Origin of the sequence: Micrococcus sp. IITD107 (assembly GCF_041927415.1) — a bacterium.
Taxonomy (GTDB): Bacteria; Actinomycetota; Actinomycetes; order Actinomycetales; family Micrococcaceae; genus Citricoccus; species Citricoccus terreus.
In genome coordinates, this window is record NZ_JBHFFN010000002.1 from 30,775 (window position 1) to 52,770 (window position 21,996).

The following is a 21,996-nucleotide window of genomic DNA, read 5'->3' on the forward strand; positions in this document are numbered from 1 at the left end:
GGGTCGTCGATGCGGCGGGTCGGTCAGAAGCGGTCGTGACGCTGGGCCACGGCGATGCCGCTGGCGATCAGACCGACCAGGAGGAAGAGTCCGGCGATCACGGCCACCACGGGCCCTCCGCTGCCGGCGCCGAGCAGGGGGACGAGCAGGGCCACCGGGATGAAGGTGGCTGCGGTGGCCAGCGCCGAGATCGCGCTGATGGGGCTCTCATGCCGGCCGCCGATGACGGACACCACGGTGAAGACCAGTCCGATCAGCCCCACGAGGATGCTCAGCAGTCCGCCCCAGAGCAGTCCCGCCAGGGCGCCCCAGCCGGTCTCATCGGTGATGCTCATGATCAGCACGGCGACCGGGGTGATCAGCAGGGCCCCGGGCACCAGGATCTCGCCGATGGCGTCCAGCCAGCGGCGGCCGTCGGTGCGGCGCCTGGCCTCGACCACGGCTGCGATGACCGCGATCACGGCGGCCACGCCGGCGACCAGCATCAGGCCCACCACGAACTCGCCGAAGACCAGGCTGAGCACGAGCAGGAGCATGGCCGCCGGGGTGCCCAGCAGTCGCGCCGCCAGCAGCCCGCGGTCGGTCTCCGTCTGCGGGGCACGCACAGTCTGCGGGGCCTGCGGTGCCTGTGGGGCAGCGACAGCGCCGGACTCCTCGGCAGCGGGGACAGCCCCGTCATCACGACGGGCGCGCACCGCCAGCACCAGGCCGAGCACGGCCATGACCGTCACCACGATCAGCACCAGTGGCTGGAGCCACGGGAGGCGGGGGCCGTCCAGAGGCACGAACAATCCGGTGCTGCCCACGGTGAGGACCATGAGGGCACCGGCGGCCAGGACGGTGGCGAGCAGTGCTCGACCCGGAGCGTGGTGAGTGGGGTGATCGCGGTGATCGTGCGACTGACCGCTGCCGCGCAGGGCCAGGCCCACGAAGACCAGCCCCATGACCGAGGCCAGCACGGCCACCGCGCTGGTCACGAGATGCAGGGTCATGAGTGCCTCGGGCTCGGCGACCACGACGTGGAACGGCGGGCAGAGGACCAGCACGGCGGCGGCCACGCAGGACATCCCCGTGGTCTCATGCCAGCCGCTCGAACCGGGGCCACGCTGCTTCAGGGACATCGCCCCGAGGACGATCACGGCCACAGCCAATCCGGCAGCCACCAGGGTGAGCAGAAGGTTGGTCACGTTGACGATCGAGATCAGTCTCGCGAACCGACTGCCGACCATGCCGAAGTCACCGGAGGGGAACAGCACGGCCGAGGCGACCGGGCGCAGCACCACCGCCAGCACACTGCAGGCCACCAGGACCCGTGCCAGACCGCGACGTCGCGCTGGGTCTGTGGTGGCCGTCGTCGGGCCGGTGGTGGTCTGGTCCATGGGGTCCCCTCCGTCTGGCCGGACCGCGCGGCACCGCCTGAACGTAAATCTACCGGTGGGAACCGTGACCCGGATCATGCGGCGCGGCATAGGGGTTTACCGCAGATCCGTCTGACAGGGGACCGGGCGATCTCCAGGCAGCCGAAGACCAGGCCTGCCAGGACAACCGCGAGGGCCACCGGCAGCAGGAGCTGCCCTCCCACGGCGATCAGCGGCAGGGCCAGGCCAGCGGGGATGAGTGTGGCCGCAGTGGCCACGGCGGACACCCGACCGGCCCACGTGCGGTGCAGCGCCGACCGGGAGGAGAAGGCGGTGACCGCGGTGAAGACCAGGCCGATCAGCCCCAGCAGGAGCGAGGCGATGCTGCCGATCCCGAGCCCGAGCAGGGCGCCCCAGCCGCCGGAGTCGTCGTTGATGCTGAACACCAGGATGGCGGCCGGGGTGAGTAGCACGGCCAGGGGGACCAGCACTGCGCCCACAGCGTCCAGAGTGCGGCGCGGATGGGTGCGGCGTCGGGCCTCCAGGACAGCGGCGACCAGCGCGGCCAGGGCCAGCAGGCAGGCCACCCCCAGCAGCACGAAGCCCTCGGTCCCCTGGATGACCGCGAGCATGATCAGCAGCAGGGCGGCGGGGGTGCCCAGCAGTCGGAGGCCCGCCAGGGTGCGCAGGGCGGTGCCGGCGGGGGCCTGCGCCGAGGCCGGAGCCGGATCCAGTGGTGAGGAGGCCGGGGGAGCGTTCCGGCGGTCCATCCACCGCAGGACCACCGCCACCAGCGCCAGCACCGTCAGCACGGCGGAGGCGGTGAGGCCGAACCAGGGCAGCAGCGCCTGGGTCACCGGGTCCAGCAGCCCGGTGCTGAACGCGCCGGTGATCAACGCGGTCAGGATCACCAGCAGTGAGCTGACCAGTTGCCCCGTGGAGGCGTAGCGCCGGCGGGCTGCGGCGACCAGGAGGAACACCAGGCCCACGAACGCCGCCACGGCACCCACGGTGGCGACCACGGTGAAGATCGGTTCCATCTGGTCATACCCGAACGGCAGGATGGTCACCGGCAGGCTCAGGATGATCAGCGCGATCGCCGTGCACAGGTCCGCGACGGCCGGCTCCCAGGGGGTGCGTCTGGTGCGCAGCGCGGTGGCAGTGACCACCAGGGAGGCGACGCTGAGCCCGATCACCACCAGCTCCGTCAGCGTGGACAGGGTGTTCGTCAGGCTGAACAGCGCGCGCGAGTCTGAGTCCGCGCTCACGGCCGTGGTGAACACGATCCCGAGCACCAGGGAGGAGAGTGCCAGCAGCAGGGCCGCGCAGGGCAGGAGCAGGCCCGGACGGTGCGGGCGGTCTGGCTCGGGCCGGGCGGTGCGGCCAGGCGGTGGGCCGGAGGGCGTCTCCGCGGGTGTGTCCTGCATGGTGGTCCCCCTTGTGCGCACCGGGCGGTCCGGTGGGCGTCAGTCCAGTGGCAGAAGCGAGCTCAGGTCAGCGCGGCTTCCGGAGGCGCTGACGCGCCCCTGCCCGACGGCGGCCTGCCAGCTCAGCTGCCCCGTGGCCAGTCCCAGCCAGGTCGCCGGGTCGGTCTCGATCACGTTCGGAGGCGTCCCGCGGGTGTGGCGGGGCCCGGCGATGCACTGGCACACCCCGAACGGGGGGACGCGGACCTCCACGGAGTTGCCCTCCGCGCGGGTGGCCAGTTCCTCCAGGGTGTAGCGCACGGCTGTGGCGCGAGTGGTGCGGGGCAGGGCGGCGGCGTCCTCGGCACCGGTGGCGGCGGCCTCGGCCCAGGTGCGCAGGGCGGAGCGGCCCTCCTCCACGGGGATGCGGCGTTTGACGGCCATCGGGGTGCTCCTGTTCAGTCCAGCAGCTCGAGGACCGGCCGGGCCAGCTGCACCCGGCCCACGGGCTCGCCGCGGCCCAGGATCTTCGGGGCCACCTGCTCCAGCACGCCCGGCAGGACCTCCATGTCCACGTGGTCCGGGGCGAACTGGGCCAGCAGCGCCAGGGAGACGAGATTGCCCGCCCGGGTGCCGCCGTCGAGTGCCTTGACCGCCACGGCCGTGCCGTCCGGGGCGGCCATCACCATCACGCCGTCCGCCCCGAGCTTGGCGAGCAGCCCGAGTTCGCGCAGCACCACGGTGTTGGAGTTGGTCGCCCCGTGCACGGCCCAGGGGTGCTCGAGCATGGCGGTGGCCACCCGGGCGGCGTGCAGCTCGGCGTCCCGGCGCTGAGGGGCCACAGCCACCCGGCCGATCCCGCGGGCCAGTCCGGTCAGGGACAGCACCGGCGCCGGGGCACCACAGCCGTCCACGCCCAGGTGCGCCACCGGCTCGCCGCAGTACTGCTCGATCACCGAGACCACCTCACGCTGCACGGGGTGCTCGGCGTCCAGATAGGTGGCCGGGTCGTGCCCACCGTGCCGGCAGGCGGAGAGGAATCCGGCGTGCTTGCCGGAGCAGTTGTAGGCCAGCGGGGTCTTCTGAGGTCCTTCCGGGCCGGCGTCCATGGCCATCCGCACGATGTCCTGCGGATCGGCCGGCCAGGCGGGCGGGCACTGCAGGTCCGACTCGTCCATCCCGGCGTAGGCCAGCACCGTGCTGGCGGTCTGGCGGTGGCGGGACGTGCCGCGGTGGGACCCGCAGGCCAGGGCGATCTGCTCGTCCACCAGCCGGGCGCCGTGCCGCAGGGAGGCGATCGCCTGCAGGGGCTTGAGCGTGGACCGCGGGTAGATCAGGGCATCTGGATCGCCCAGCCGGGCCAGGACAGAGCCGTCCGGGGCGGTCACCACGGCCGAGCCGGCGGTGCGGGACTCCAGGAATCCGTTGCGGACCACATGGACGAGCTCCACGGCACGGTCCAGCGGGAAGGTGGCGTTGGGGGTGCGAGTGGTCTCAGTCACGGGATCCACTGTAGGCGAGCGGTCAGCCGTCGCGGCGGCGCAGCCAGGCGGTGATGCCGATCGCTGCCGCCAGGGACACCACCAGGGAGACGAGGGCTGCCCCGATGTCCCCGCGTTCGAAGCCGAACATCCGGGTGGCGAACCACATGATCAGGGCGGTGGTCACCCAGATCATCAGGAAGGTGTAGACGCTCCCGAGCGGACTCCGCCCAGCGGTGGGGGCCTTGCCGTAGGGGTGCCCGTAGTTCTGCTGCTGCTCATGCTGGCGGATCGGCTCAGGGTTCATCCCACCGAGGCGGGGGTCCTGGCGGGGGTCGTGCGGCTGGGGCATGCTCATGCACCCAGGCTACGGGGTGGTGACCGGGCTGGTCGGTGCAGGCGCCGCGGCAGCACAGCCACCGCAGACGCACAGGCGCACCCCGCCCCGCCACCGCCTAGGCTGGGGAACTGTGAAGATCCTCGTGCTCGGCTCCGGCGGCCGCGAACATGCCATCATCCGTGCGCTGCTGCGCGACCCCTCCGTGGACGAGGTCCACGCTGCACCCGGCAACGCGGGGATCGCCCGCGATGTCCCGGTCCACCCCGTGCAGGCCACCGATCCGGTGAGTGTCACGGAACTGGCCGGGGAGCTGGGAGTGGACCTGGCCGTCGTCGGGCCGGAGGCGCCGCTCGCGGCGGGTGTCTCGGACGCCCTGCGCGAGGCCGGGTTCACCGTGCTCGGCCCCTCCCGTGCGGCTGCCCAGCTGGAGGCCTCCAAGGCGTTCGCCAAGGACATCATGGCCCAGGCCGGGGTGCCCACCGCCCGCGCGCACAGCTGCGAGACCGAAGAGCAGGCCGCTGCCGCACTGGACGAGTTCGGCGCACCCTATGTGGTCAAGGACGACGGTCTGGCCGCCGGCAAGGGCGTGGTGGTGACCGGGGACCGCGAGGCAGCCCTGGAGCATGCGCGCAGCTGCTTCGCCGCCGGTGGGACCGTGGTGATCGAGGAGTACCTGGACGGCCCGGAGGTCTCCCTGTTCGTGCTCTCGGACGGGACGAACGCTGTGCCGCTGGTGCCCGCGCAGGACTTCAAGCGGATCGGCGACGGGGACGCCGGGCCGAACACGGGAGGCATGGGCGCGTACACCCCGTTGGAGTGGCTGCCGGAGGGCTTCACCGAGGAGGTCCTGGAGCGCGTGGCCCGGCCGGTGATCGCCGCCATGGCTGACCGCGGCACCCCGTTCGCCGGCGTGCTCTACTGCGGCCTGGCCGTGACCGCGCGCGGCATTCAGGTGATCGAGTTCAACGTGCGCTTCGGCGACCCCGAGACCCAGGCCGTCCTGGCCCGGCTGCGCACCCCGTTGGGGCGGCTGCTGATGGACGCCGCCACCGGCTGCCTGGGCCGGGTGGGCGAGCTGGACTGGTCCCCGCAGCACGCTGTGGATGTGGTGGTGGCTGCCGCCGGGTACCCGGACGAACCGCGCAAGGGTGACGCGGTCCAGGGGGTGGACGCGGCCGAGGCGCTCGAGGGGGTCTCCGTGCTCCACGCTGGGACCGCTTTCGCACCGGGGGCAGGGGGAGACGGTGCAGACCTTCCCGACGCCGGACTGGTCGTTTCAGGCGGGCGGGTGCTGGCCGTCGTCGGGCTGGGGGATTCCCTGGCCGAGGCCAGGGAGAGGGCCTACGCGGGCGTGGCGGAGATCCGGATGGACGGATCCCAGCACCGCACGGACATCGGACTGAAGGCGCAGCGGGGAGAGATCGTGGTGCCGGGCGCTGCTGGCCGGGACGTGCAGGATGGGGAGCAGCGCTGATGGCAGGGTTCGCGGCGCAGACGCTGGAGCTGCCCGGGTGGCGGCATGTGTACTCGGGCAAGGTCCGGGACCTGTACGAGCCGGAGGATGCGGGGGCCGGCAGTGCCGAGGGGGCTGAGGGCGCCGAGGCTGACACGCTGTTGGTGGTCGCCTCGGACCGGATCAGCGCCTATGACTTCGTGCTGGGCACCGAGATCCCGGACAAGGGCAAGGTCCTGACCCAGCTCTCCCTGTGGTGGTTCGAGCAGCTGGCCGAGGCCGGAGGCGCGGAGCCGATCCTGAACCACGTGGTCTCGTTGGACGTCCCGGAGGCTGTGGCCGGGCGGGCGATGATCGTGCGGAAGCTGGAGATGTTCCCCGTGGAGTGCATCGCGCGCGGGTACCTGACCGGCTCCGGGCTGGCGGAGTACCGCGAGTCCGGCACCGTCACCGGGCTGCCGCTGCCGGCGGGACTGGTGGACGGCTCGCGACTGCAGCCGGCGATCTTCACCCCCTCGGCCAAGGCCGAAGTGGGCGAGCATGACGAGAACATCACCTTCGAGCAGATGAGCGAGCGCGTGGGGGAGGACGCCGCCGACCGGCTGCGGACTCTGACCCTGGCGGTCTACGAGCGGGCCGAGCGCATCGCCCGCGAGCGCGGCATCATCCTGGCCGACACCAAGGTCGAGTTCGGCGTGGACCCGGCCACCGGGCAGATCGTGCTCGGCGACGAGGTGCTGACCCCGGACTCCTCGCGCTTCTGGGATGCCGCCGACTATGCGCCGGGACGCTCCCAGCCCAGCTTCGACAAGCAGTTCGTGCGGGACTGGCTGACCTCGCCGGAGACCGGCTGGGACCGTCACTCCGGTCAGGAGCCGCCGGCGCTGCCGACGGGGATTGTGGAGAAGACCCGTGCGCGTTACGTGGAGGCGTACCAGCGTCTGACAGGTCGGACCTTCAGCGCCTGAGCTAGGAGCGCAGCTCGCGCGCCCGAGCGCGCATGCGAAAGACCTGTTCGTCGAGCCAACTGCCCACGCTCTGCCGGGCTTGGACGGTGTCGGGGTAGCGGCAGCGCAGGTGTACCCCGGTCTCGTCGACAATGAACCACAGCATGACACCGCTGGTGCGGATGGCCGCGGAGACGTAGTGGGCACCGAGCCCGGCCGCGTCGATCCGGACCGGCAGGCGGCGCAGGTCCAGCCAGGAGACCGCGAACATGCCCGGGGCCTCCGGCATCCCGCCATAGGGTGTCATGATCGGGGCAAGCGGCCAGGAGCCCAGCCGGACCGCCTCGCGGACGGCCAGCGCACAGGCGGCGGGGTCCGGGTCGGCGGATTCCAATACGGAGTTCGTGATGAACCAGCCGACGGAATCGTGCCATCGCTCCTGGGAACGACTGTGGACGGGGAACACCACGCGCAGCGGTGCTCCCGCCGTCGTGATGGTGGTCTCGGTCATCACAGAGACGGTCAGCGCGAGCGTGGAGACGGCGGCCTCAGCGGCGACCGAGGAATAGGCGGCGAGCTCGACGACCCCGAGGACATCGCGCACCTCGACGCGTTCGGGGTGGGGGACCGGCTCGCCCAGCGGCAGCGGGAAGCGGGGCATGACGCCGCCGCCGGCGTCGAGGATCTCGCTCCAGCGTCGGCTGACCTCGGGCGGGGCGGCCGGGCGCTCGAGCAGCTCGCGGGTGTGTTCGGCGAACTCCGGGACGGCGGGCAGCTGGGGCTCTTCGCCGCGCAGGCACTGTTCGAGGGCGGCCAGCAGGTCGCGCACCAGTACCAGCAGCGACCACAGGTCCACGTGGGAATGGTCGGAGGCTACCACCACGTGCGGTCCGTCGGCGGTCTCGATCACGCACAGCCGATGCGAGGGCCTCTCGTAGGGACTGCAGGCGGCGTCGAGCACCTCGCGCAGGGCCTCGTGGACCGGTTGGCCGGGGCTGATCTCGTGCTCGCGCCAGGACGGTTCGCCCACGCTGACCCGCCGCAGCTGGGGGCTTTCGTCGTCGGGAAGGAAGATGGTCTGCAGGGTTCCATGTGTCCCGACGACGGCGCGCCAGGCCCGCCCGATGCTCGCCGTGGGCACGGGGTGTGGGAGGCGGAAGGACAGCGCCATCCAGGATCCGGCGCGATTGCCCATGCTGACGTGGCGGTGCTGGTCGAAGGAGACGGGCAGCTCGTCCAGCGCGGCACCGCCCGCCAGCTCGCTTGCATCGACGGGATCAGCGGGGAGGACCTGCACCGGCAGGTCACAGCTGAGCAGACGGCCGAACGGCAACCGCAGGGAGTTGATGTGGCTCAGTCGCATGGCAGTACCGTAGAGGCATCGCGTTACGTCGTCGTTGCGGCTATGCGGCCGCTGCGTTCCAGAGGCCGGAGGCACACGATGCACAAGTTCAAGGTTCCCGGGGCCGAACTGGCCTGGTCGTTCAGCGATGAGTCCGGCCAACCGGTCGTGCAGCTGCACGGGCTGACCTCCAGCCGCTACCGCGACCGTGTGCTGGACCTGGATCTGGGGCGAGGCCTCTCCGGCACCCAGCTGCTGCGCTACGACGCCCGCGGGCACGGTCACTCCACCGGGCGGCGCGAACCGGAGGACTATCGCTGGCCGGCGCTCGCCGAGGACCTGTTGGCCCTGCTGGACCATTGGTTTCCCGACGAGCAGGTCCACGGGGTCGGCCCCTCCATGGGCACCGGCACCCTCCTGCACGCCGCGGTGCGCGCGCCTGAGAGGTTCAGCGGCTTCACGCTGATGCTCCCGCCCACCGCCTGGGCCACTCGCACCGCGCAGGCGGGGGACTATCGCCGCCTCGCCGAGTTCATCGAGCAGCACGGCATGGAGCGCTTCGTCGCGGCCAGTACCCAGATGCCGCGCCCGCCAGCCACCATCGGCACCCCGGAGACGATCCCGCACGTCAGCGGCGAGCTGCTGCCCTCCATCTATCGCGGGGCGGCCATGAGTGACCTGCCCACCCCGGAGCAGATCGCCTCACTGGATATCCCGACGACGATTCTGGCCTGGGTGGATGACCCTGCTCATCCGCTCTCCACCGCGCAGGCACTGGTCGAGATGCTCCCGGACGCGACACTGCAGGTCGCGCACACCCCGGAGGACGTGGCTGGCTGGCCGATCATCCTGGCGGCCGACGTGGAACGGTCGGCGTCACACAACGACTGACCGGCAGCGCGTTCACAGGCTGGGAGCTCAGGCTGATGCACCGCTCGGTGTCGTCCAACGATGGACCAGGTAGCCGTAGGTGAGCGCCGTCCGCTCCGGATGGCCGGCCAGCCATGAATCTGCGAGTTCAGCGGGGAACTCGAGGTGAAGGACAGCTTCCAAGTCCTCGCGCGTCTCGAACGTCCAGGAGCTCATCACCTCGGTGGTGTCAGCACCCTGGGAAGCCCACCACTGCCTCGCGTAGGTGTCCTGACCTTGCGCGGCAGCGGCAGCGCTTCTCCGAAGCAGTTCGGCGAACTCTCCGGTCTCCGTGTCATTGTCGATCACCACGAGTGTTCCGCCCTCGCGCAGCACCCGCCCGACTTCACGCAGTCCGGCCGACGGGTCGAACCGGGGGTGCGGAAAGAAGTACGCGAACCTGGCATGCACCACATCCACGGAGGCGTCAGCCAGTGGAATGTGCTCCGCTGAGCCCCGCAGGACCACCGCCTCTCCGGGCCGCTGTCCAGCGAGCGTGATCAACGTGGGGTCGGGCTCGACCCCGATGACCTGCAGGGCGTCACCGTAGTGAGGCAGCCAGTAGCCGGATCCGCAGCCCAGGTCCAGGATGACGCGATCCCGCCAGTCCGACTGCCGCCGCAGTTCGGTCCAGAGGGTCTGCTCGCGGTCCATCGCGCGGTTCTCGATCTCGTACACGTCCGGATCCACGCGCTGGTTGGCCGAGGGGACGAAGTCCTCCAGATCTTCCATGGCTGCTCCCATTGGGTTGCCGGAGGTGCTGTGGGCTGTTACGGGGGCACTGTGCCGGGCGAACGCGAAGACCACGTCCGGGGCGTGGACGTGCACGTCATCGCAGCGGTAGCCGCGCAGCCAGGGGACGCCGTCGATCACGCGCAGGTAGAAGCCTTTGGGGACCTCGTGGTCCTCACTCACCGGGGCGGAGGCCACGTGGATCGAGCCCGTGGGTGCCCGTCCGGTGGAGAGGACCGAGTCCGGCGCCGACTCCTGGTCCCGCAGGGCCAACCGCAGCGCGGGGCCGGTGGTCAGAGGACACAGCCTCAGGCCTGCGGACGCTGCGGCGGCGAACACCTCCGGCAGGGTCCCACCGTCCGTCAGCCCCAGCTCCGAGACGCTCCGCAGGACCACCTCCACGGTCTGCGGCTCGGGAGACTCAGTGCCGAACTCAGGTCGGTCCAGCAGCGCCTCGGCATACGCGTTCAGCCTCACCCCGGCCGCCGCGAGGTCTGCCCGCACCATGGATGCCGGCCTGTCACCGACGCGCACTGTCAGCTCTCCGGACACCGGACTCACTCGTCCCCGGAGACCAGCGAGTTCCGCCAGGCCCCGTGCAGCTCCGCGAACCGTCCGCCGGAGGCGATCAGCTCCGCGGGGGAGCCGTCCTCCACCACGCGGCCGTCATGCACCACCAGGACGCGGTCGGCGATCTCCACGGTGGAGAGCCGGTGCGCGATGATCAGGGCCGTCCGGTTGCCCAGCAGCCGTTCCAGACCGGCCTGCACCAGCCGTTCGCTGGGCAGGTCCAGGGAGCTGGTGGCCTCGTCCAGGATCAGCACGGCGGGATCGGCCAGGAACGCGCGGGCGAAGCTGACCAGCTGACGCTGACCGGCCGAGAGCCGTCCGCCGCGTTTGGTGACGTCGGTGTCGTAGCCCTCGGGCAGGGCCAGGATGAACTCGTGCGCGCCCACGGCCTGCGCGGCGGCCTGGATCTCGGCGTCGGAGGCATCCGGCCGGCCCAGGGCGATGTTCTCGGCCACCGTCCCGGAGAACAGGAACGCCTCCTGGGTCACCATCACCACGTTGCGCCGCAGGTCGGCCTGGGAGAGCTCATTCAGCTCCACCCCGTCCAGGGTCAGTGACCCGGAGCTCAGGTCATAGAAGCGGGCGATCAGCTTCACCAGCGTGGACTTGCCGGCACCGGTCTGGCCCACCACCGCCACGGTCTGCCCGGCGGGGATGGTCAGGTCGAACTCGGGCAGGATGACCTTGCCGTCGCCGTAGCCGAACACCGCGTCCCGGAACTCCAGGCGACCCTCGGCAGCGGGCAGCGGCACGGGCCGGTCCGCCTCGCGCACAGTGGGCATCTCCTCGAGCAGTCCGGAGACCTTCTCCAGCGCCGCCGTGGCGGACTGGAACGAGGAGTAGAACATGGCCACCTGCTCCATGGGCTGGAACACGCGCTTGCCGGCCAGCAGCAGCGCCACCAGCACGCCGACCGCCAGGGTGCCGTCCAGCACGCGGAAGCCGCCGAAGAGCAGCAGCGCTACCACGGTCAGGTTGCCGGTGATCACCAGGGTGGGCTGCAGCACGCCGAACAGGTTCAGCGAACGCACCATGTCGTCGCGGTACTTGGTGGCCAGCCGCTCGTACTTCTCGTCATTGGCACGCTGACGGCGGAAGGCCTGCACGGCGCGGATGCCGGTCATGGTCTCCACGAAGTGCACGATCATCCGGGCCGAGGACACCCGCGACTCGCGGTACACCGCCTCCGAACGCACCTGGTACCAGCGCACGGCGATCGTCACCGGGATGAACGCCACCAGCAGGATCAGCCCGGAACGCCAGTCCAGGATGAAGATCGAGGCGGCGGTGAAGAGCATGAACATCATGCCGGAGACCAGCGAGGACACACCCTGGTCCAGCAGCTCGCGCAGCGACTCCAGGTCCGAGGTCTGCCGGGAGATCACCCGCCCGGAGGTGTACGTCTCATGGAACTCCAGACTCAGCCGCTGGGTGTGCCGGAACACCCACACGCGCAGGTCCAGCAGCATGGCCTGGCTGACCCGGGCGGTCATCCAGGTGTAGGTGCCCAGCAGCAGGCCGGCGGTGAGCGCGGCCGCCAGATAGGTCCCCCCGACGACGGCCATCACCGGCCCTGCAGAGCCTCCGGCCTCCAACGTGGAGACGATCTCCGGCAGGCCCCAGTCGATGGCCCAGGCGATGATCAGGGGGAAGGCCGCACGGGCGGCGTTGGAGATGACCACCAGCACGGCGGTCAGGATCAGCTTCCACTTCACCGGGCGGGCCAGGTCGGCCAGAAGTCGCCAGGAGCGCTGGCGGATGTACCGGCGTTCGGCCACGGAGAGGTCCAGCCGCTCCTCGCCGCGCACGCCCAGCAGGGTGGGGGAGTCGTTCTCGGGGGTGTCCGTTCCGGGCGCGCGGGAGGGCTGCGGCGTCGAGGGCGTGCGGCTCATCGGGCCTCTCCTGTCCGTGCGTCGGTGCCGGGGGTGTCGGCATCAGTGACCGCCTCGGCGGGGTTATCGGCGACCACGTCCGCCCTCGCCTCCACGGCCCGGCGCTCGGTCTCGGTGAAATCCGCCCCGTCCTCGTCTCCACCCGCATCCGGCGAGGCGCCCTGCCCGGGTGCGTAGCCGTCGTCGGGACCCTGATGGTCCGGGGAGACCACCGGGAGCATTCCGGTGATGACGCCGGAGTCCATGACCGACTCGATGGAGCGGTCCTCCTCGAAGCTGGAGATGATGAAGCGGTAGTCGGCCGAGCGCCGCAGCAGCTCGGTGTGCGTGCCCACGTCCACGATTCGGCCCTGCTGGAGCACGGCGACGCGGTCGGCCAGGGCCACCGTGGACGGGCGGTGCGCCACGATCAGCGTGGTGGTGCCGGACAGGACCTCGCGCAGACGGGCGGTGACCTTCTCCTCGGTGCGCACGTCCAGGGCGGAGAGCGGGTCGTCCAGCACCAGGATCTGCGGCTGGGCGGCGATCGAGCGGGCCAGGGCGATCCGCTGGCGCTGACCGCCGGACAGGCTCAGGCCCTCCTCGCCGATCTCCGTGTCCACGCCCTCGGGCATCTCGTGGGCGAACTGTGCCTGGGCGGTGTCCAGCGCGAGCTCGAGCAGGGCGTCGGCGCGGGCGGGATCGGCCAGAATCTGCTCCGGCGCGCCCAGCAGGACGTTGTTGCGGATGGTGTCCGAGAACAGGGTGGCGTCCTCGAAGGCAATGGACACGCGCCGGCGCAGCTCGGTCAGGTCGAACTCGCGCACGTCTGTCCCGTCCACCAGCACGGCGCCTGCGGTGACGTCGTACAGGCGCGGGACCAGCTGGACCAGGGTGGACTTGCCGGAGCCGGTCAGTCCCACCAGGGCCATGGTCTCCCCGGGGACCAGCTCCAGGGTGATCTCCTGCAGCAGCGGTGTGGAGTCGGCCGGGGCATCCGGGTAGCGGAACTGGGCGCCCCGGAACGCCAGGGCGCCCCCGCCGCGGTGCTCCTGCGCCGACGCGTGCGCCGCCGGCTGGGCTCGCTCGTCCCCGCCGAAGGTGGCCTCACCGGGGGAGGCGATGTCCACGGGGGAGTCCAGCACGTCGATGTGCCGATCGATGGCGGTCTTGGCCGAGAGGGTCATGCCCATCAGCTGGCCCACCGACTCCACGGGCCCGGCGAGCACGGCCGCGGTGGCGAAGAACGCGGCCAGGGCGCCCACCGTGATCTCGCCCGTGGCGGTCAGGTAGAGCCCCACGGCCAGGGCCACGCCCAGCACCGCCTCCGGCAGGGCGACGATCAGCGCGATGAACTTGGAGAGCACGGTGGCCTTGTGCACCTCGGTGCCGCGCAGGGTGTCGGCCTGCCCGCGGAAGCCCTCCAGCGCCTCGCGGCCGCGGCCGAACGCCTTGAGCACGCGGATCCCGTGGACGGACTCCTCCACGGTGGTGGCGAGGTCGCCGGCCTGGTCCTGGGACAGACGCGACGCCGCGCGGAAGTCGTTGCGGAAGTAGAAGGAGCGCCACATGATCGGGATCGCCCCTGCCAGGTAGATCAGTCCCAGCACCCAGGAGGAGCTGAACAGCAGTGCCAGGCCCACCGCGATCGTGACCAGCGAGACCACGAACATGACCGAGCCGAACGCGATCCACCGGCGCAGCAGGCCCAGGTCTGCCACCGAGCGGGAGAGCAGCTGACCGGAGGGCCAGGAGTCGTGGAAGGCCACGGGCAGGCGCTGCAGGCGGCGGTAGAGGGCCACCCGCGCGCTGTTCTCCACGCCGGCGGCGGGAGGGAGGATGAAGACACGGCGCAGGAAGATCAGCACGCCTTCGGCGATGCCCAGCGCGGCGATCACGACGACGGCGCTCCAGACATCTGCCTGGGAGCCACCGGGGCGCAGCACGGAGTTGACCAGGACCTGGATGACCTGCGGGATGGCCAGGGCCACCAGTCCGGCCAGCATGGCGGCGATCAGTCCGGCGACCCAGCGCCAGCGCATGCCCTGCAGGTAGGGGGAGAGGCGGCCCAGGGCCTGGCGGAGGGTGCGTTCCTCCCCCTGGACGCGCCTCGTCTGAGACGGTGCAGAGGTGGACATGCGGGGCCTCCTGGGGCGTGACGCTGGGACGCGTGGCACGGTCAGCGACGACGGTGCACTGGCGCGAGGCCAAGGTCAGACGGGGTGAAGCGCATCCGATCGGACGCAACGGTCGACCATCCTACGCCCGGACCCGCACTTCTGAAAGGGTCCCTGGAGACCGCTCCGCGTCAGCCGGCGGTGACCGGCTCCACCAGGGGAACCAGGTCCAGCACCACTGCTTCGGGTTTGCAGGCGATGCGCACCGGGAACGACGGGGCGGCGCCGATCCCGGCCGAGACCTCCAGCGGGACGGTGCGCTCGAAACGGGTCCATGCGGAGAGTCCGCTGGCCTGGCTGGTGGGCAGATCGCAGTTGGTCACCAGCGCTCCGTAGCCGGGCAGGCAGATCTGCCCGCCGTGGGTGTGGCCGGCGAAGATCAGGTCCGCGCCGTCCTCCACCATCGCATCCAGCACCCGGCGGTACGGAGCGTGCGTGACGCCGATCGACAGGCTGCGCGCCGGAGTGCCGCTGCCCTGGGGGAAACCGGGCCACTCGTCCCGCTCCAGGTGGGGGTCATCCGTGCCGGCGACGTCCAACCGCACGCCCTCCATCACTCGGGACCAGTGCGTGTTGGTCACGTCGATCCAGCCGTGCTCGGTGAAGGCCAGGAACAGCTCACGCCATGGCAGCTCGTTCGGCCGGTGGGTGTGCTTGGAGGGGCCCATGAGGTAGCGCAGGGGGTTGGCCCGGCGCGGCTCGTAGTAGTCGTTGGAACCGGGCACGAACACCCCGGGGACCTCCAGCAGCGGGCCCAGGGCGTCCAGCAGGGGCCGGATGGACTCGGCCGAACCGATGTTGTCCCCGGTGTTGACCACCAGGTCCGGCTCCAGGGTGTGCAGCGTGGAGAGCCATTCCAGTTTCTCGAACTGGGTGGGCATCAGGTGGATGTCGGACAGGTGCAGGATCCGCAGGGCACGTCCCCCCGGGGGGATGATCTCCAGGCGCTCGCGCCGCACCTGGAAGTCCCGGGCCTCCACCAGGGCGCCGTAGGCCAGGGTGCCCGCACCGGCCACCGCCGTGACGCCGGCGGCGGCCCCGAGAGCGGTCAGCAGTCCGCGTGCCCTCATCAGCCCTCCGACCCGGTCGCGGTGTCGTTGGTGGCGCCGCCGTAGGTGGAGGGGTCGTCATCCAGTCGACGCTCGGGCAGCGGCCCACCGCGCCCGGCGTCGGCGTCGACGACCTCGCCCTCCGGATGCCGCCCGTCGGTGCGCACCGGATCTGAGACCGGGCCGGTGTACTCGGTGAACTCATTGCGCTCGGCCAGCGGTCCGGCCACCTTCATGAAGTCCACCCACATCGGTCCGGCGATGATCGAACCCCAGACGTCCTCGAAGTAGACCCCGCCGATGGTCTTGCCGGCCAGGCCCTCGACCGTGGTCTTGTAGTTGCCCACCCAGGAGGCGGTGGACAGGCCGGTGCTGTAGCCCACGAACCAGGTGGAGGAGGAGTTGTTGTTCGTACCGGTCTTGCCGGCCACGGGGAACGGCAGCTCGCCGCGCGCCGTGCGCTCACCCGCGATCGCCTCCAGCGTGTGGTTGACCTCGGCCACCACCTGGGTGTCCACGGCCTGGGTGCAGTCCACCTCGGGGACCCGGTACTCGGTGCCACGGGTGTCGGTCACCGAGACCAGCGCGCGAGGCTTGCAGTAGGTGCCGTCGTTGGCCATGGTCGCGTAGGAGGCGGCCATGGTCAGGGGGGAGACCTCTTCGGCGCCGAGGATGAAGGACGGGCGCGTGGCGTTGATCGGATCGCCGTTGTCCGCACGGTGGACGCCCATGCGCTCGGTCAGGTTGCCGACCTCGCACATGTCCATCAGGTAGAACTCAGCGGCCGTGGCCGTGTTGATCGACCAGTACAGTCCGTAGTCCACCCGCATCGGCTTCTTCATGTTGGCGATCGCGTTGTTCACCGCCCAGCCGTCCTCATCGGGCAGGTGGAAGTCCCCGCCCTCCTGGCAGGAGGCCTCGAACTCGGTCCACTGGGGGTAGTAGTCGTTGGCGGCATCGATGGTGTCGATCATCGAGTGTCCGGCCTCCACCCAGGCCAGGGAGACGTACGGCTTCATGGTGGAGCCGGCCTGGAAGCCGCGCGAGCCGCCACGGTTGAAGTCGGTGTTGAAGTTCAGTGTGGTGTTCCCGTCGCCGGCCTCGGGGCTGTAGACGGTGTTCTGGGCCATCGCCTTGATGTTGCCGGTGCCCGGCTCCACGGAGACCATGGCTCCGCCGGCGCCGTCGAAGGAGTCGTGCGGAACCCGCGAGGAGACCTCCTCCTCGGCGGCGCGCTGCATCTCCGCATTCAGGGTGGTCTGGATGGTCAGGCCGCCGCGGTCCAGCAGGCGCTGACGGGCCTCGCGGTCCGGGCCGAAGGCCTCATCGTCCAGGATCTCCAGCTGCACGTAGTCGCAGAAGTAGGCGCCCAGTTCGGCGGCGAAGCAGCCCGAGCCCTGCGGCGTGACATCCAGCATGCTCTCCACCGGGACAGCCTTGTACTCCTCGTACTCCGCCTGGGTGATCTTCTCGTTCTTGAGCATCGAGGCCAGCACCACGTTGCGGCGGCCTTCAGCTCCCTCCGGGTTGGTCACCGGGTTGTAGCCGTTGGGGGACTGGACCATGCCGGCGAGCATGGCGGCCTCGGGGACGGTGAGGTCGGCGGCGTTCTTGTTGAAGAAGTAGCGGCTGGCCGCCTCCACGCCGTAGACGCGACCGGAGAAGAGCACGATGTTCAGGTAGCCCTCCAGGATCTGGTCCTTGGACATCTCCTTCTCCACCGCCACGGCCAGCTTCATCTCCCGCAGCTTGTCTGCCGGAGTCTTGGTGCCGGAGATGGTGGTGCGCTCGTTGTTCAGGCTCTGGTAGTTCACCAGCACGTTGTTCACGTACTGCTGGGTCAGGGTCGAGGCGCCCTGCTGGGAGTCGGAGGTGGCGTTGTTCACCAGCGCGCGGGCCAGGCCGCGGGCGTCCACGCCGGAGTGCTCGTAGAAGCGCTCATCCTCGATCGAGACGATCGCGTCCTTCATGTTCTGCGAGATCTGGTCCAGCTCGACCGGAACGCGGTTCTCCGCATAGAAGGTGGCCAGCACGGTGCCGTCCTCCGCGAGGATGCGCGAGGGGACCGAGAGCGGCTCCTCCTTCAGCTCGGCCGGCAGCTGGTCGAAGACCTCCTGGCCGCTGTCGGCCAGCGCGCCGCCCATGGCCGCCATGGGCATCATCAGACCCGCCGCCAGGACACCGCACAGGGCGCTGATGCCGAGGAAGGCGACGATCTTGCCCAGGGTGGTGGCAGTGTCGAAGAAGGGGGAAGTGCTCTTGGCCATGCGGGCGATTCTACGTGCCCAACCTGGACGGCCCGGCAGGGCGGCGGCGTGAACGTCACAGCATTCCCGACGACGGCCCCTCGCCTCGCGGGAAAGGCTTAGGCTGGGCGCATGACGACTTGGGAGTACGCGACCATTCCATTGATCATCCACGCCACGAAGCAGATCCTGGACCAGTGGGGGGCAGACGGCTGGGAGCTCGTCACCGTCATCCCCGGTCCGGACGGCAACGCCCCCGTGGCCTACCTGAAGCGCCCCACCGGCGAGACCGGCGCGCACTGATGAGCCGCGTCGAGGACCGCCTGGCCGAACTCGGCCTGAGCCTGCCCGAGGTGGCCGCCCCCGTGGCCGCCTATGTCCCCGCCGTGATCGACGGCGACCATGTGCAGACCTCCGGTCAGCTGCCCTTCGTGGACGGACAGCTGCCGGCCACCGGCAAGGTCGGCGCCGAGGTCTCCCCGGACCAGGCCGCCGAGCTGGCCCAGCGCTGTGCGCTCAACGCGCTGGCCGCCGTGAAGTCCGTGCTGGGCGATCTGGACCGGATCGAGCAGGTGGTCAAGGTGGTCGGCTTCGTCGCCTCTGACCCCTCCTTCACCGGCCAGCCCCAGGTGGTCAACGGCGCCTCCGAGTTCCTGGGCCAGGTGCTCGGGGACGCCGGCGTGCATGCCCGCTCCGCCGTGGGCGTGGCCGTGCTGCCCCTGGACTCCCCGGTCGAGGTGGAGCTGACCGTTCGGTTCCACTGAGGTGAACCCCACCGCGGCAGGTGAGGGGCCGTCGTCGTACCGGCCGGTGCCTGCACCCGCCGCGGGGACGGTGCCTGGACGACCCCGGACCGGGCTGGCTGTGGGCCACGGCCCGGTCCGTCGCCAGCCGCCTCCGGCCGTCTTGCGCACCTTCGACCTGCCCGACGAGCAGATGACCGCCGCCCGCAGCTGGGTGGCCTACGGCGAACGCCGCCCCCGAGCAGCACGCCGGGCCTCCTCTGTGGCCGTCGTGCGTGACGGGCTGCATGGAGTGGAGACCCTGCTGCGGCATCGCGCCGGACCGACCCCGCTCGGGGCGCTGGCCTTCCCCGGCGGATCCCTCGAGGACTTCGACGAGGAGGAATGCACCTGGTACGGGCCCACCCCCGCCCAGTGGTCACGCGTGCTGGGAGTGAGCGATCACCGCCTGGCCCGCCGCCACATCATGGGGGCCGTCCGGGAACTGTTCGAGGAGACCGGGATCCTGCTGGCCGGACGGGATCGGTTCTCCGTGGCCGAGGACCCCGGCGGCGGGGAGTGGATGGAGATCCGCCAGGGGCTGGACCGGCAGGAGCTCACCCTCGCCTCGGTGCTGCGCAGGCGCGGCTACGGCGTCCGCACGGACCTGCTGCGTGCCGTGGGTCAATGGCACAGCCCGGGCTTCGCGCACCGACGATTCATCACGCACTACTTCGCCGTGGCCGCGCCCCAGGGACAGCAGGACTCGCTGCTGGCAGGCAAGGGCACCTGGGCCCGCTGGCGCCCGGCCGGCCTGCTGACGGCCGGTCTGGGGGAGACCCGGCTGGGAGATGCCGTGGGACGCCCGGACACGGTGGGGCGCACCTTCGGGCGGCTCACCGTCCCGGCCGTCCCCCTGCTGCTCGAGCGGATGGCCGCAGCCGGCTCCACAGTCCGGTTCATGATGGACCTGACCATCCGCGGCTCAGTGCCGGAGTTCCGGGTGGAGCTGCTGGACCGGATCGACGGGCACACCCCGGACCCGGACACCGACCCCACGCCGGGCACCTCAGCGGTGCACGACGACGACCTTCGCCTGGGAGTGGAACTGCCGGGAGGCCGCTGGTCTTGACGCGGGTGCATCAGGACCAACGGCCTCCCGGTGACGGTTCAGCGGGTGATCGTGACCGATCAGCGCGAGCGTTGCCGCAGCCGCTGCAGGTCCAGGATCACCACGGCGCGGTTCTCCAGACGCAGCCAGCCGCGCTGGACGAACTCAGCCAGGGCCTTGTTCACGGTCTCGCGGGAGGCGCCCACTAGCTGGGCCAACTCCTCCTGGGTGAGGTCGTGGGCCACGAGCAGGCCGTCGGCGGCCGGGCGGCCGAAGCGGTCGGCCAGGTCCAGCAGGGCCTTGGCCACGCGGCCGGGGACATCGGAGAAGACCAGGTCCGCCAGGGACTCGTTGGTCTTGGACAGGCGCTGGGCCAGAGCCTGCAGCAGCTGCATGGAGACCTCGGGGGCCTCGCGGATCACCTTGCGCAGGTTCTCGTGGCGCAGGCCGGCCAGGCGCGTGGCCGAGACCGCAGTGGCGGTGGCGGTGCGAGGAGCCGGGTTGAACAGGGCCATCTCACCGAAGATCTCGCCCGGACCCAGGATGGCCAGCAGATTCTCCCGGCCGTCCGGGGCGGTGCGGCCCAGCTTGATCTTGCCGGACATGATCACGTAGAGCTGGTCGCCCTGATCGCCCTCGTGGAACGCCGAGGCGCCGCGGGAGAGGTCCACCTCAGTCAGCTCTGCGGTCAGAGCCTGGAAGACCTCGTCATCCAGGTGGGTGAACAGCGGTGCCTTGCGCAGTACCTCAAGATCCATGAATCCTTCGTCCTCACTGGTCATGTGCTGGCGCTCGCCGAGGCCGGTGGCGCGGGTCACGGACCATTCTGCCCCATCCGCCCATGATCTTCAGGTTTCTCTGCGACTGCGCCGGTAGTCTGGGCATTCATCGTGCGCCATGGAACCTGCAGGGCGGCCCCGGCACGATGCCTCCGGCCCCGCCGGACCCTGTCCTTCTCGGCCGCCCGGTCTGGAGATGCCTTGCCCTGGGGACTGACCTGGCTTGATGCGGCCCTGCTCCTGATCCTGGTGATGTTCCTGGTGGCCGGCTACCGTCGCGGGTTCTGGGTCACGCTCGGCACCATGGCGGGGCTGATCGCCGGCGCCATCGCCTCGTTCTTCTCCATCCCCCTCGTCTCATCCTGGGTCAATGACCCCGCCTGGCGCTGGGTGGCCATCATCGCCGCGGCCATCCTGCTGATCGTCGTGGGCCAGGCCATCGGCGCCGCCATCGGACGGTGGATCCGGCTGCGTCTGTCCCTGCCGGCGCTGCGCACCGCCGACCGTCTGGCCGGAGCCGTGGCCAACACCGTGGTGGCCGCGGCGCTGATCGGCCTGCTCGCCTTCTCCGCCGGGACCATGGGTGTGCCGTCCGTGACCTCGGCGGTCTCCCAGTCCCGGGTGATCAGCACCATCAACAAGGTGGCCCCAGATCAGACCAAGGGCATGATCGCCCAGATCCGTGCGGCGGTGGCCGGTGCTGGCCTGGTGCCGGAGATCGACCAGCCGGTGGCACCCGAGGCCTCCACCCCCACGGTGGCTCCAACGGCTCCGCCGCCCGGTGATGCCCTGACCGAGGCGTCCAAGTCCGTGGTGCGCATCACCGGAACGTCCGTGGAATGCGGTCAGAACCAGACCGGCTCCGGCTTCGCGATCGCCCCGGACCGGGTGGTCACCAACGCGCACGTGGTCGCCGGTCTGACCGAGCCGGCCGTGGAACAGCTCGACGGCACCGTCCACACCGGGCGGGTGGTGCACTTCGACCCGGACCGAGACCTGGCCGTGGTGGCCGTGGATGAGGCGCAGATGCCGGTGCTGCCCACGGGTGCTGACCTGGAGGACGGCGACTCCGCCCACATCATGGGCTACCCCGCAGGCGGTCCCTTCTCCCTGGACCCAGCCGAGGTGCAGGCGCGCGGGTCCGTGCCGATCAGCAGCATCTACGGCGGAGAGACCGGGATGGTGGAGATCTACCAGCTGCACGCCGACGTCCGTCAGGGCGGCTCGGGCGGTCCGCTGCTGGCCGCCGACGGCAGTGTGGCCGGTGTGGTCTTCGCTCGGTCTGCCGCAGACGTGGCCGTGGGCTACGCCATCACCGGCGACGAAGCACGCGATGTGTTCACCCAGTCCGAGGACTGGGAGCAGACCGTCTCCACCGGACAGTGCATCCAGGGCGGCTGATCCACTCCGGGCTCCGATCCGGGCCATTCCGTCCACGCTGGACTACTGTGGTCTGCATCACGACGACGGGTCGGCGGCGCGTCATCCCCTGCACCGTGGCCC

The 21,996-nt window shown here is 70.8% G+C and carries 19 protein-coding genes; 7 read left to right on the forward strand and 12 right to left on the reverse strand.

Annotated features, from left to right (window positions below; all coding sequences use genetic code 11):
* Positions 1–23: 23 nt before the first annotated feature.
* The 5 genes from ACEXHE_RS04475 to ACEXHE_RS04495 form a co-directional block, all read right to left on the reverse strand.
* Positions 24–1,379: a hypothetical protein gene (locus tag ACEXHE_RS04475; protein ID WP_374784883.1), complete on the reverse strand. Its 1,356-nt coding sequence runs from the start codon at positions 1,377–1,379 to the stop codon at positions 24–26.
* A 74-nt stretch (positions 1,380–1,453) separates the two neighbouring features.
* A complete protein-coding gene (locus ACEXHE_RS04480; RefSeq protein ID WP_374784884.1) occupies positions 1,454–2,785 on the reverse strand; it encodes a hypothetical protein in 1,332 nt (443 codons plus the stop codon).
* A gap of 39 nt (positions 2,786–2,824) precedes the next feature.
* Entirely contained in the window at positions 2,825–3,208 is a 384-nt protein-coding gene (locus ACEXHE_RS04485) for a sterol carrier family protein (RefSeq protein ID WP_091695924.1), read from the reverse strand.
* A gap of 14 nt (positions 3,209–3,222) precedes the next feature.
* The gene (locus tag ACEXHE_RS04490) at positions 3,223–4,266 is read right to left on the reverse strand and encodes an asparaginase (RefSeq protein WP_091695926.1); all 1,044 of its coding nucleotides are present in this window, start codon (positions 4,264–4,266) and stop codon (positions 3,223–3,225) included.
* Between the two features lie 22 nt (positions 4,267–4,288).
* The gene (locus tag ACEXHE_RS04495; protein WP_374784885.1) at positions 4,289–4,603 is read right to left on the reverse strand and encodes a hypothetical protein; all 315 of its coding nucleotides are present in this window, start codon (positions 4,601–4,603) and stop codon (positions 4,289–4,291) included.
* A 112-nt stretch (positions 4,604–4,715) separates the two neighbouring features.
* Between ACEXHE_RS04495 and purD the strand changes: the two genes are divergently transcribed.
* Both purD and ACEXHE_RS04505 read left to right on the forward strand, forming a co-directional pair.
* A complete protein-coding gene (gene purD, locus ACEXHE_RS04500; RefSeq protein WP_374784886.1) occupies positions 4,716–6,059 on the forward strand; it encodes a phosphoribosylamine--glycine ligase in 1,344 nt (447 codons plus the stop codon).
* The gene (locus tag ACEXHE_RS04505) at positions 6,059–7,006 is read left to right on the forward strand and encodes a phosphoribosylaminoimidazolesuccinocarboxamide synthase (RefSeq protein ID WP_374784887.1); all 948 of its coding nucleotides are present in this window, start codon (positions 6,059–6,061) and stop codon (positions 7,004–7,006) included. The genes purD and ACEXHE_RS04505 overlap by 1 nt, the downstream gene beginning before the upstream one ends.
* A gap of 1 nt (position 7,007) precedes the next feature.
* On the opposite strand, the gene ACEXHE_RS04510 is transcribed toward ACEXHE_RS04505, so the two are convergent.
* On the reverse strand, positions 7,008–8,348 hold the full coding sequence (locus ACEXHE_RS04510) for a condensation domain-containing protein (RefSeq protein WP_374784888.1): 1,341 nt from the start codon (positions 8,346–8,348) through the stop codon (positions 7,008–7,010).
* A 78-nt stretch (positions 8,349–8,426) separates the two neighbouring features.
* On the opposite strand from ACEXHE_RS04510, the gene ACEXHE_RS04515 reads away from it, so the two are divergent.
* A complete protein-coding gene (locus ACEXHE_RS04515; protein WP_374784889.1) occupies positions 8,427–9,218 on the forward strand; it encodes an alpha/beta fold hydrolase in 792 nt (263 codons plus the stop codon).
* Positions 9,219–9,245: 27 nt separating this feature from the next.
* Here the strand turns inward: ACEXHE_RS04515 and ACEXHE_RS04520 are convergent, their stop codons facing one another.
* The 5 genes from ACEXHE_RS04520 to ACEXHE_RS04540 all read right to left on the reverse strand — a co-directional run bounded on the left by ACEXHE_RS04520 (position 9,246) and on the right by ACEXHE_RS04540 (position 17,902).
* Entirely contained in the window at positions 9,246–10,475 is a 1,230-nt protein-coding gene (locus ACEXHE_RS04520) for a class I SAM-dependent methyltransferase (RefSeq protein ID WP_374784890.1), read from the reverse strand.
* Positions 10,476–10,525: 50 nt separating this feature from the next.
* Positions 10,526–12,430 (reverse strand): ABC transporter ATP-binding protein, encoded by a 1,905-nt coding sequence (locus tag ACEXHE_RS04525; protein WP_356967103.1) that lies wholly within the window; start codon positions 12,428–12,430, stop codon positions 10,526–10,528.
* Positions 12,427–14,547 (reverse strand): ABC transporter ATP-binding protein, encoded by a 2,121-nt coding sequence (locus ACEXHE_RS04530; protein ID WP_374784891.1) that lies wholly within the window; start codon positions 14,545–14,547, stop codon positions 12,427–12,429. Before ACEXHE_RS04530 ends, ACEXHE_RS04525 begins: the two co-directional genes overlap by 4 nt.
* A gap of 170 nt (positions 14,548–14,717) precedes the next feature.
* Entirely contained in the window at positions 14,718–15,656 is a 939-nt protein-coding gene (locus ACEXHE_RS04535; RefSeq protein WP_374784892.1) for a metallophosphoesterase, read from the reverse strand.
* The gene (locus ACEXHE_RS04540; RefSeq protein WP_374784893.1) at positions 15,656–17,902 is read right to left on the reverse strand and encodes a transglycosylase domain-containing protein; all 2,247 of its coding nucleotides are present in this window, start codon (positions 17,900–17,902) and stop codon (positions 15,656–15,658) included. Before ACEXHE_RS04540 ends, ACEXHE_RS04535 begins: the two co-directional genes overlap by 1 nt.
* 111 nt (positions 17,903–18,013) lie before the next feature.
* Between ACEXHE_RS04540 and ACEXHE_RS04545 the strand changes: the two genes are divergently transcribed.
* The 3 genes from ACEXHE_RS04545 to ACEXHE_RS04555 all read left to right on the forward strand — a co-directional run bounded on the left by ACEXHE_RS04545 (position 18,014) and on the right by ACEXHE_RS04555 (position 19,735).
* Positions 18,014–18,184, forward strand: a complete 171-nt coding sequence (locus tag ACEXHE_RS04545) for a DUF4177 domain-containing protein (protein WP_091695947.1) — start codon at positions 18,014–18,016, stop codon at positions 18,182–18,184.
* A complete protein-coding gene (locus ACEXHE_RS04550; protein ID WP_091695948.1) occupies positions 18,184–18,645 on the forward strand; it encodes a RidA family protein in 462 nt (153 codons plus the stop codon). Before ACEXHE_RS04545 ends, ACEXHE_RS04550 begins: the two co-directional genes overlap by 1 nt.
* Positions 18,646–18,787: 142 nt before the next feature.
* Positions 18,788–19,735, forward strand: a complete 948-nt coding sequence (locus ACEXHE_RS04555) for an NUDIX hydrolase (protein WP_245760624.1) — start codon at positions 18,788–18,790, stop codon at positions 19,733–19,735.
* Between the two features lie 59 nt (positions 19,736–19,794).
* On the opposite strand, the gene ACEXHE_RS04560 is transcribed toward ACEXHE_RS04555, so the two are convergent.
* A complete protein-coding gene (locus tag ACEXHE_RS04560) occupies positions 19,795–20,472 on the reverse strand; it encodes a Crp/Fnr family transcriptional regulator (protein ID WP_260062639.1) in 678 nt (225 codons plus the stop codon).
* Between the two features lie 222 nt (positions 20,473–20,694).
* Here ACEXHE_RS04560 and ACEXHE_RS04565 point away from each other — a divergent pair, with 222 nt between their 5' ends.
* Positions 20,695–21,894 carry a MarP family serine protease gene (locus ACEXHE_RS04565; RefSeq protein ID WP_336704155.1) on the forward strand — a complete coding sequence of 400 codons (1,200 nt, stop codon included), beginning with the start codon at positions 20,695–20,697 and terminating at the stop codon, positions 21,892–21,894.
* Positions 21,895–21,996: the final 102 nt, after the last annotated feature.

What these genes read in the sequence shown, in the direction of transcription:
- ACEXHE_RS04475 (WP_374784883.1), bottom strand. Translation starts at nt 1,379, where the DNA reads ATGGACCAGACCACCACCGGCCCGACGACGGCCACCACAGACCCAGCG.
- ACEXHE_RS04480 (WP_374784884.1), bottom strand. Translation starts at nt 2,785, where the DNA reads ATGCAGGACACACCCGCGGAGACGCCCTCCGGCCCACCGCCTGGCCGC.
- ACEXHE_RS04485 (WP_091695924.1), bottom strand. Translation starts at nt 3,208, where the DNA reads ATGGCCGTCAAACGCCGCATCCCCGTGGAGGAGGGCCGCTCCGCCCTG.
- ACEXHE_RS04495 (WP_374784885.1), bottom strand. Translation starts at nt 4,603, where the DNA reads ATGAGCATGCCCCAGCCGCACGACCCCCGCCAGGACCCCCGCCTCGGT.
- ACEXHE_RS04505 (WP_374784887.1), top strand. Translation starts at nt 6,059, where the DNA reads ATGGCAGGGTTCGCGGCGCAGACGCTGGAGCTGCCCGGGTGGCGGCAT.
- ACEXHE_RS04510 (WP_374784888.1), bottom strand. Translation starts at nt 8,348, where the DNA reads ATGCGACTGAGCCACATCAACTCCCTGCGGTTGCCGTTCGGCCGTCTG.
- ACEXHE_RS04515 (WP_374784889.1), top strand. Translation starts at nt 8,427, where the DNA reads ATGCACAAGTTCAAGGTTCCCGGGGCCGAACTGGCCTGGTCGTTCAGC.
- ACEXHE_RS04520 (WP_374784890.1), bottom strand. Translation starts at nt 10,475, where the DNA reads ATGGTGCGGGCAGACCTCGCGGCGGCCGGGGTGAGGCTGAACGCGTAT.
- ACEXHE_RS04525 (WP_356967103.1), bottom strand. Translation starts at nt 12,430, where the DNA reads ATGAGCCGCACGCCCTCGACGCCGCAGCCCTCCCGCGCGCCCGGAACG.
- ACEXHE_RS04530 (WP_374784891.1), bottom strand. Translation starts at nt 14,547, where the DNA reads ATGTCCACCTCTGCACCGTCTCAGACGAGGCGCGTCCAGGGGGAGGAA.
- ACEXHE_RS04535 (WP_374784892.1), bottom strand. Translation starts at nt 15,656, where the DNA reads ATGAGGGCACGCGGACTGCTGACCGCTCTCGGGGCCGCCGCCGGCGTC.
- ACEXHE_RS04540 (WP_374784893.1), bottom strand. Translation starts at nt 17,902, where the DNA reads ATGGCCAAGAGCACTTCCCCCTTCTTCGACACTGCCACCACCCTGGGC.
- ACEXHE_RS04545 (WP_091695947.1), top strand. Translation starts at nt 18,014, where the DNA reads ATGACGACTTGGGAGTACGCGACCATTCCATTGATCATCCACGCCACG.
- ACEXHE_RS04550 (WP_091695948.1), top strand. Translation starts at nt 18,184, where the DNA reads ATGAGCCGCGTCGAGGACCGCCTGGCCGAACTCGGCCTGAGCCTGCCC.
- ACEXHE_RS04560 (WP_260062639.1), bottom strand. Translation starts at nt 20,472, where the DNA reads ATGGATCTTGAGGTACTGCGCAAGGCACCGCTGTTCACCCACCTGGAT.